This window comes from Pseudomonas fluorescens (genome assembly GCF_902497625.1).
Classification (GTDB): Bacteria; Pseudomonadota; Gammaproteobacteria; order Pseudomonadales; family Pseudomonadaceae; genus Aquipseudomonas; species Aquipseudomonas fluorescens_BQ.
The window spans coordinates 1-6,826 of the sequence record NZ_CABVGX010000082.1; the positions used below are offsets into that span (position 1 = coordinate 1).

A 6,826-nucleotide genomic window follows, 5' to 3' on the forward strand; every position below is an offset into this window, starting at 1 on the left:
GGAATCATCGGCCCACCGCCATACTGGTCCAATGCTTCCTGAGCCTGTGCAGCCTCGTTGGCGCGTTCTTCGGCGGTGCGGCTGTCGGTGAATACCAGTAGCAGGTAACGGCTGCGGTTCAGGGCGGCGGTTGGCACGGCACGGACAATGGCAAACGGCTGACCGGAATCGTGGATCACTTCTTTCACCGTGGCCACCGGGTAGCCGGCCGGGAAGCGCTGACCGAGGCCGGAGCTGACCAGCAGATCACCCTCCTTGATGTCAGCGGTATCGGCAACGTGGCGCAATTCCAGACGCTCCGGGTTGCCGGTGCCGCTGGCAATGGCGCGCAGGCCGTTGCGGTTGACCTGCACCGGAATGCTGTGGGTGGTGTCGGTCAACAACAATACGCGCGAGGTGTACGGCATCAACTCAACCACCTGGCCCATCAAGCCACGGGCGTCGAGCACCGGTTGGCCGAGGACCACACCGTCGCGCTCACCTTTGTTGATGATGATACGGTGCGTGAAGGGGTTGGGGTCCATGCCGATCAATTCGGCCACTTCGACCTTTTCATTGACCAGCGCGGAAGAGTTGAGCAACTCGCGCAGCCGAACGTTCTGCTCGGTCAGGGCCGCGAGCTTTTGCATGCGTCCCTGCAACAGCAGGTTTTCGGTTTTGAGTTTTTCGTTTTCGGCGACCAGCTCGGTGCGGCTGCCGAACTGGCTGGCTACACCCTGCCATAACCGCTGCGGCAGGTCGGTGATCCAGTAAGACTGCATCAATGCCAGCGACATTTGGCTACGCACTGGCTTGAGCAGTGTGAAGCGGGCATCGACCACCATCAGTGCGACCGAAAGCACGGCCAGCACCAACAAGCGCACGCCCAGTGAAGGCCCTTTGGTGAAAAGCGGTTTAATGAGCCGCTCCTCCCAGGCAAATGTGTTGTTTATTCATACGGCAGACCGGCCTGGATACAGACTGACAGAAGATAAACGCAACAGGCAGCACTGCAAAGTGCTGCCTGTGCGCCAACAGCATAGATGCAACCCAACGACTTATTCGCTGGAAAGCAGGTCCATGGTGTGTTTATCCATCATTTCCAGGGCACGACCACCGCCGCGAGCTACGCAGGTCAGCGGGTCTTCGGCAACGATGACCGGCAGACCGGTTTCCTGGGCCAGCAACTTGTCGAGGTCGCGCAGCAAGGCGCCACCACCGGTCAGTACCAGACCACGTTCGGCGATGTCGGAAGCCAGTTCAGGCGGCGATTGCTCCAGCGCGCTTTTCACAGCCTGAACGATGGTTGCCAGCGACTCTTGCAGAGCCTCCAGCACTTCATTGGAGTTCAGGGTGAAGGCACGTGGAACGCCTTCGGCCAGGTTACGGCCACGAACGTCGACTTCGCGCACTTCGCCGCCCGGGTACGCAGTACCGATTTCCTGCTTGATGCGCTCGGCGGTGGATTCGCCGATCAGGCTGCCGTAGTTGCGACGCACATAAGTGATGATCGCTTCGTCGAAGCGGTCGCCGCCAACGCGGACGGATTCGGCGTACACCACACCGTTCAGGGAGATCAAGGCGATTTCAGTAGTACCGCCACCGATATCGACCACCATCGAACCGCGCGCTTCTTCAACCGGGAGGCCGGCACCAATCGCGGCCGCCATCGGCTCTTCGATCAGAAACACTTCACGGGCACCGGCACCGAGTGCCGATTCACGGATGGCGCGACGCTCAACCTGGGTGGATTTGCAGGGGACGCAGATCAGCACACGAGGGCTGGGCTGCAGGAAACTGTTTTCGTGAACCTTGTTGATGAAGTACTGCAGCATCTTTTCGCACACGCTGAAGTCGGCGATCACGCCATCCTTCATCGGACGAATGGCGGCAATGTTGCCCGGCGTACGACCGAGCATGCGCTTGGCCTCGGTGCCGACAGCAACGACACTTTTCTGGTTACCGTGTGTCCGAATGGCCACAACCGATGGCTCATTCAGGACGATGCCGCGCTCGCGCACGTAAATAAGGGTGTTGGCAGTGCCCAGGTCAATGGAAAGATCGCTGGAAAACATGCCACGCAGTTTCTTGAACATGGGAAAGGGACCCTAGGCAACGCGTGGGTAAAAAAGTGCGGCAAACTCTAACAACGACAGGGATTTTGGGCAAGGCGCCAATATGTTAAATTGGCCGCTTTTCTTGGCACCAACCCCCACAATCGCGGCCTTATGACCGTAGAAATGCGGTAGTGTTCCGACAATCTAACACACGGACGCCGTCCGTTCTGTTTTCCACTGGAGATTCCCATGGCGCTTGAACGCTCCGACGTGGAAAAAATCGCTCATCTGGCCTGTCTTGGCCTCAATGATGCCGATCTTCCACACATCACTTCGGCCCTGAACAGCATTCTGGGGCTGGTCGACGAAATGCAGGCGGTCAATACCGATGGTATCGAGCCGCTCGCCCACCCACTGGAAGCCAGCCAGCGCCTGCGTGCAGACGTCGTGACCGAGAGCAACAATCGCGAGGCGTACCAGTCCATCGCACCAGCGGTCGAAAACGGCCTGTACCTGGTTCCGAAAGTCATCGACTAAAGGGAAAGAGCCTGCAATGCATCAATTGACTCTGGCCGAGATCGCCCGCGGACTCGCCGACAAACAGTTCTCATCCGAAGAGCTGACCAAAAGCCTGCTGGCGCGCATTGCCCAGCTGGATCCGCAGCTCAACAGCTTCATCAGCGTCACCGAAGACCTCGCGCTTGAGCAGGCGAAAGCCGCTGACGCACGCCGGGCCAATGGTGAAAGCGGCGCGCTGCTGGGTGCCCCGATCGCGCACAAAGACCTGTTCTGCACGCAAGGCATCCGCACCAGCTGCGGCTCGAAGATGCTCGACAACTTCAAGGCCCCGTATGACGCCACTGTCGTGGCCAAACTGGCGTCGGCCGGCGCCGTGACGCTGGGCAAGACCAACATGGACGAATTCGCCATGGGTTCGGCCAACGAGTCGAGCTACTACGGCGCGGTGAAAAACCCGTGGAACCTGGAACATGTTCCGGGCGGTTCGTCCGGTGGTTCGGCAGCGGCGGTAGCGGCACGCCTGTTGCCGGCGGCCACTGGCACCGACACCGGCGGCTCGATTCGTCAACCTGCTGCATTGACCAACCTCACCGGCCTGAAACCGACGTACGGTCGCGTTTCGCGCTGGGGCATGATTGCCTACGCGTCCAGCCTCGATCAGGGCGGCCCGATGGCGCGCACCGCCGAAGACTGCGCGATCCTGCTGCAAGGCATGGCCGGTTTCGACGCCAATGACTCCACCAGCATCGACGAGCCCGTGCCGGATTACAGCGCAAGCCTGAACGATTCGCTGCAAGGCCTGCGCGTCGGTGTGCCGAAAGAATATTTCAGTGCCGGTCTCGACCCGCGCATCGCCGAGCTGATCCACACCAGCGTCAAGGAGCTGGAAAAGCTCGGCGCGGTGATCAAGGAAATCAGTCTGCCGAACATGCAGCACGCGATTCCTGCGTATTACGTGATCGCCCCGGCGGAAGCCTCGTCGAACCTGTCGCGTTTTGACGGCGTGCGTTTCGGCTACCGCTGCGAAGACCCGAAAAACCTGATCGACCTGTACAAGCGTTCCCGTGGCGAAGGCTTCGGCGCTGAAGTGCAGCGCAGGATCATGGTCGGTGCATACGCGCTGTCCGCCGGTTACTACGACGCCTATTACCTGAAGGCGCAGAAGATTCGGCGCTTGATCAAGAACGACTTCATGACCGCTTTCAATGAGGTCGACATCATTCTCGGTCCGACCACGCCAAACCCGGCCTGGAAGCTCGGCGCGAAGAACAGCGATCCGGTTGCTGCGTACCTGGAAGACGTTTACACCATCACCGCCAACCTCGCCGGTCTGCCGGGCTTGTCCATGCCCGCAGGTTTTGTCGACGGTCTGCCGGTCGGCGTGCAACTGCTTGCCCCGTATTTCCAGGAAGGCCGCCTGCTCAATGTCGCCCATCAGTATCAGTTGAACACTGACTGGCACACCCGCACCCCAACCGGCTTCTGAGGAGAAACACATGCAATGGGAAGTCGTGATCGGGCTGGAGATTCACACCCAGCTCACCACCCGGTCGAAAATCTTTTCCGGTAGTTCCACCACCTTCGGTTCCGAGCCGAACACCCAGGCCAGCCTGGTTGATCTGGGCATGCCCGGCGTGCTGCCGGTGCTGAACCAGGAAGCGGTGCGCATGGCAGTAATGTTTGGCCTCGCTATCGATGCCGAGATCGGCCAGCACAACGTGTTCGCCCGTAAAAACTATTTTTACCCGGACCTGCCGAAGGGTTATCAGATCAGCCAGATGGAATTGCCAATTGTCGGCAAGGGTCACCTGGACATCGCCCTTGAAGACGGCACGGTCAAACGCGTCGGCATTACCCGCGCGCACCTGGAAGAAGACGCCGGCAAAAGCCTGCACGAAGAGTTCAACGGTGCCACCGGCATCGACCTGAACCGTGCCGGCACGCCGCTGCTGGAAATCGTTTCCGAGCCGGACATGCGCAGCGCCAAGGAAGCCGTGGCTTACGTCAAGGCTGTCCACGCGCTGGTGCGTTACCTGGGCATCTGCGACGGCAACATGGCCGAAGGCTCGCTGCGTTGCGACTGCAACGTTTCGATCCGTCCGAAAGGTCAGGCTGAGTTCGGCACGCGTTGCGAGATCAAGAACGTCAACTCGTTCCGCTTCATCGAGAAGGCGATCAACACCGAAGTGCAACGCCAGATCGAGTTGATCGAAGACGGCGGCAGGGTGATCCAGCAGACGCGTCTGTACGATCCGAACAAGGACGAAACCCGTCCGATGCGCAGCAAAGAGGAAGCCAACGACTACCGTTACTTCCCGGATCCGGACCTGCTGCCGGTGGTGATCGAGGACTCGTTCCTCAACGACGTGCGCGCCACCCTCCCGGAACTGCCACCGCAGAAGCGCGAGCGCTTTCAGGCGCAGTTCGGTCTGTCGGTCTACGACGCCAGCGTCCTGGCTACCAGCCGCGAGCAAGCCGACTATTTCGAGAAAGTCGTGAGCATCGGCGGCGACGCCAAGCTGGCGGCCAACTGGGTGATGGTGGAGTTGGGCAGCCTCTTGAACAAACAGGGACTGGACGTTGATCAGTCGCCGGTGTCGGCCGAGCAACTGGGCGGCATGCTCCTGCGAATCAAGGACAACACGATCTCCGGCAAAATAGCCAAAGTAGTGTTCGAAGCGATGGCCAACGGTGAAGGCAGCGCGGACGAGATCATCGACAAGCGCGGCCTGAAGCAGGTCACCGACAGCGGTGCGATCTCTGCGGTGCTGGACGAGATGCTCGCGGCCAACGCCGAGCAGGTCGAGCAATACCGCGCGGCAGACGAAGCCAAGCGCGGCAAGATGTTCGGCTTTTTTGTCGGCCAGGCCATGAAAGCCTCCAAGGGCAAGGCCAACCCGCAACAGGTCAACGAATTGCTGAAGAGCAAGCTCGAAGGCTGATGAGAACGGAGTCAGCTCTTGAGTTTGGCTCCATTGCCTGTGGGAGTATTCCTCTAGTGGCTAAAAGATCTTTGGTGGCTAGAGATCATTTGTGGCTAAGAGGTCTTTTGTGGCGAGGGGACTTGTCCCCGTTGGGTCGCGCAGCGGCCCCCATTTCTGAGTTCGGGTTGCATCTGAACCAACCCGGTCTTCAGTTTTTTGGGACTGCTACGCAGTCCAACGGGGACAAGTCCCCTCGCCACAACAAGTCCCCCCGCCACAAAAGCTTGCGCCCGCATTTGTCTGTGGAAATCCTTGAATGAAACGTCTACTCGGCACCTTCGCCCTGCTCTCCCTGCTGGCCGGTTGCGCCAGCACGGACATCATCGACCCCCACGGTTACAACAAGACCGGCACCGCCTCCTATTACGGCGCCAAACACCATGGCAAACGCACGGCCAGTGGCGAGCGTTTCAACAAGAATGCCTTGACCGCCGCCCACCGCCAGTTGCCATTCGGCACCCGGGTGAAGGTCACCAATCTGAATAACGACAGGTCCTGCGTGGTGCGCATCAACGACCGCGGGCCGCATACTCGCGGACGGCTGATCGATGTTTCCCACGAAGCCGCCGAACAACTGGGTATGCTCAGAAGCGGCACCGCACGGGTTCGCGTGCAAGCCCTCGATTAACCCATGGAGCCCCGACTATTTTCGGACTTGCCGATTTACCCCTGATCAGCGTGATCGAGTTGCTCGGCGGCTTGCTGTTACTGATTGCCGGCGCCGAACTGATGGTACGCGGCGCTGTGCGCCTGGCCGCGCGCCTGCACGTGCGGCCGCTGATCATCGGTCTGACGATTGTCGCCTTGGGCAGCAGCGCGCCGCAGATGGCGGTCAGTCTGCAAGCCACACTGGCCCATAACGCGGACATCGCGGTCGGCAGCGTGATCGGCAGCAGCATTTTCAACATCCTCGTCACGCTGGGGCTCTCGGCGTTGATCATCCCGCTGCGGGTGTCGCGAGAATTGGTGCGACTGGATATCCCGCTGATGATCGGCGCCAGCCTGTTGGTGTTCGTGCTGGCCTGGAATGAGGAGCTGACGCGCACCGACGGCATGCTGTTACTGACAGCGCTGGTGTTGTATCTCGGTTTACTCCTGCGCCAGTCGCAGCACTCGTCGCGGCCGCCGTCTCACGATGAAAAGCGGCAAATACCGTGGTTGCGCAGCCTGTTGACGATCGTTGTGGGGCTGGCGATGCTGGTATACGCCGGGCATTTGCTGCTGGGTGCGGCGGTGTCGGTCGCCTCCGATCTGGGTCTTTCGGAGCGGATCATCGGCCTGACAATC

7 protein-coding genes are annotated in these 6,826 nt (G+C 60.2%); 5 read left to right on the top strand and 2 right to left on the bottom strand.

The features are described from left to right. Both mreC and mreB read right to left on the bottom strand, forming a co-directional pair. Positions 1-851: rod shape-determining protein MreC (mreC, locus tag F8N12_RS26930; RefSeq protein ID WP_263596531.1), on the bottom strand; the 851-nt coding region annotated here is incomplete at its 3' end. A gap of 186 nt (positions 852-1,037) precedes the next feature. Then, positions 1,038-2,075: a rod shape-determining protein MreB gene (gene mreB, locus F8N12_RS26935; protein WP_002555108.1), complete on the bottom strand. Its 1,038-nt coding sequence runs from the start codon at positions 2,073-2,075 to the stop codon at positions 1,038-1,040. Between the two features lie 210 nt (positions 2,076-2,285). Here mreB and gatC point away from each other — a divergent pair, with 210 nt between their 5' ends. From gatC to F8N12_RS26965, 5 genes are all read left to right on the top strand, one after another. Beyond that, positions 2,286-2,573, top strand: coding sequence for an Asp-tRNA(Asn)/Glu-tRNA(Gln) amidotransferase subunit GatC (gatC, locus tag F8N12_RS26940; RefSeq protein ID WP_008054345.1), 288 nt, complete (start codon positions 2,286-2,288; stop codon positions 2,571-2,573). 16 nt (positions 2,574-2,589) lie between these two features. Next, the gene (gene gatA, locus F8N12_RS26945; RefSeq protein WP_150583092.1) at positions 2,590-4,041 is read left to right on the top strand and encodes an Asp-tRNA(Asn)/Glu-tRNA(Gln) amidotransferase subunit GatA; all 1,452 of its coding nucleotides are present in this window, start codon (positions 2,590-2,592) and stop codon (positions 4,039-4,041) included. Positions 4,042-4,051: 10 nt separating this feature from the next. Beyond that, a complete protein-coding gene (gene gatB, locus F8N12_RS26950; RefSeq protein ID WP_150583093.1) occupies positions 4,052-5,497 on the top strand; it encodes an Asp-tRNA(Asn)/Glu-tRNA(Gln) amidotransferase subunit GatB in 1,446 nt (481 codons plus the stop codon). A gap of 298 nt (positions 5,498-5,795) precedes the next feature. Beyond that, a complete protein-coding gene (locus tag F8N12_RS26960) occupies positions 5,796-6,167 on the top strand; it encodes a septal ring lytic transglycosylase RlpA family protein (RefSeq protein WP_150583094.1) in 372 nt (123 codons plus the stop codon). A gap of 50 nt (positions 6,168-6,217) precedes the next feature. Next, a partial coding sequence (locus F8N12_RS26965) for a sodium:calcium antiporter (protein WP_412072164.1) occupies positions 6,218-6,826 on the top strand: 609 nt, incomplete at its 3' end.

Coding starts and splice junctions, on each gene's coding strand:
- gatA (WP_150583092.1), top strand. CDS start 2,590: ATGCATCAATTGACTCTGGCCGAGATCGCCCGCGGACTCGCCGACAAA.
- gatB (WP_150583093.1), top strand. CDS start 4,052: ATGCAATGGGAAGTCGTGATCGGGCTGGAGATTCACACCCAGCTCACC.
- F8N12_RS26960 (WP_150583094.1), top strand. CDS start 5,796: ATGAAACGTCTACTCGGCACCTTCGCCCTGCTCTCCCTGCTGGCCGGT.
- gatC (WP_008054345.1), top strand. CDS start 2,286: ATGGCGCTTGAACGCTCCGACGTGGAAAAAATCGCTCATCTGGCCTGT.
- mreB (WP_002555108.1), bottom strand. CDS start 2,075: ATGTTCAAGAAACTGCGTGGCATGTTTTCCAGCGATCTTTCCATTGAC.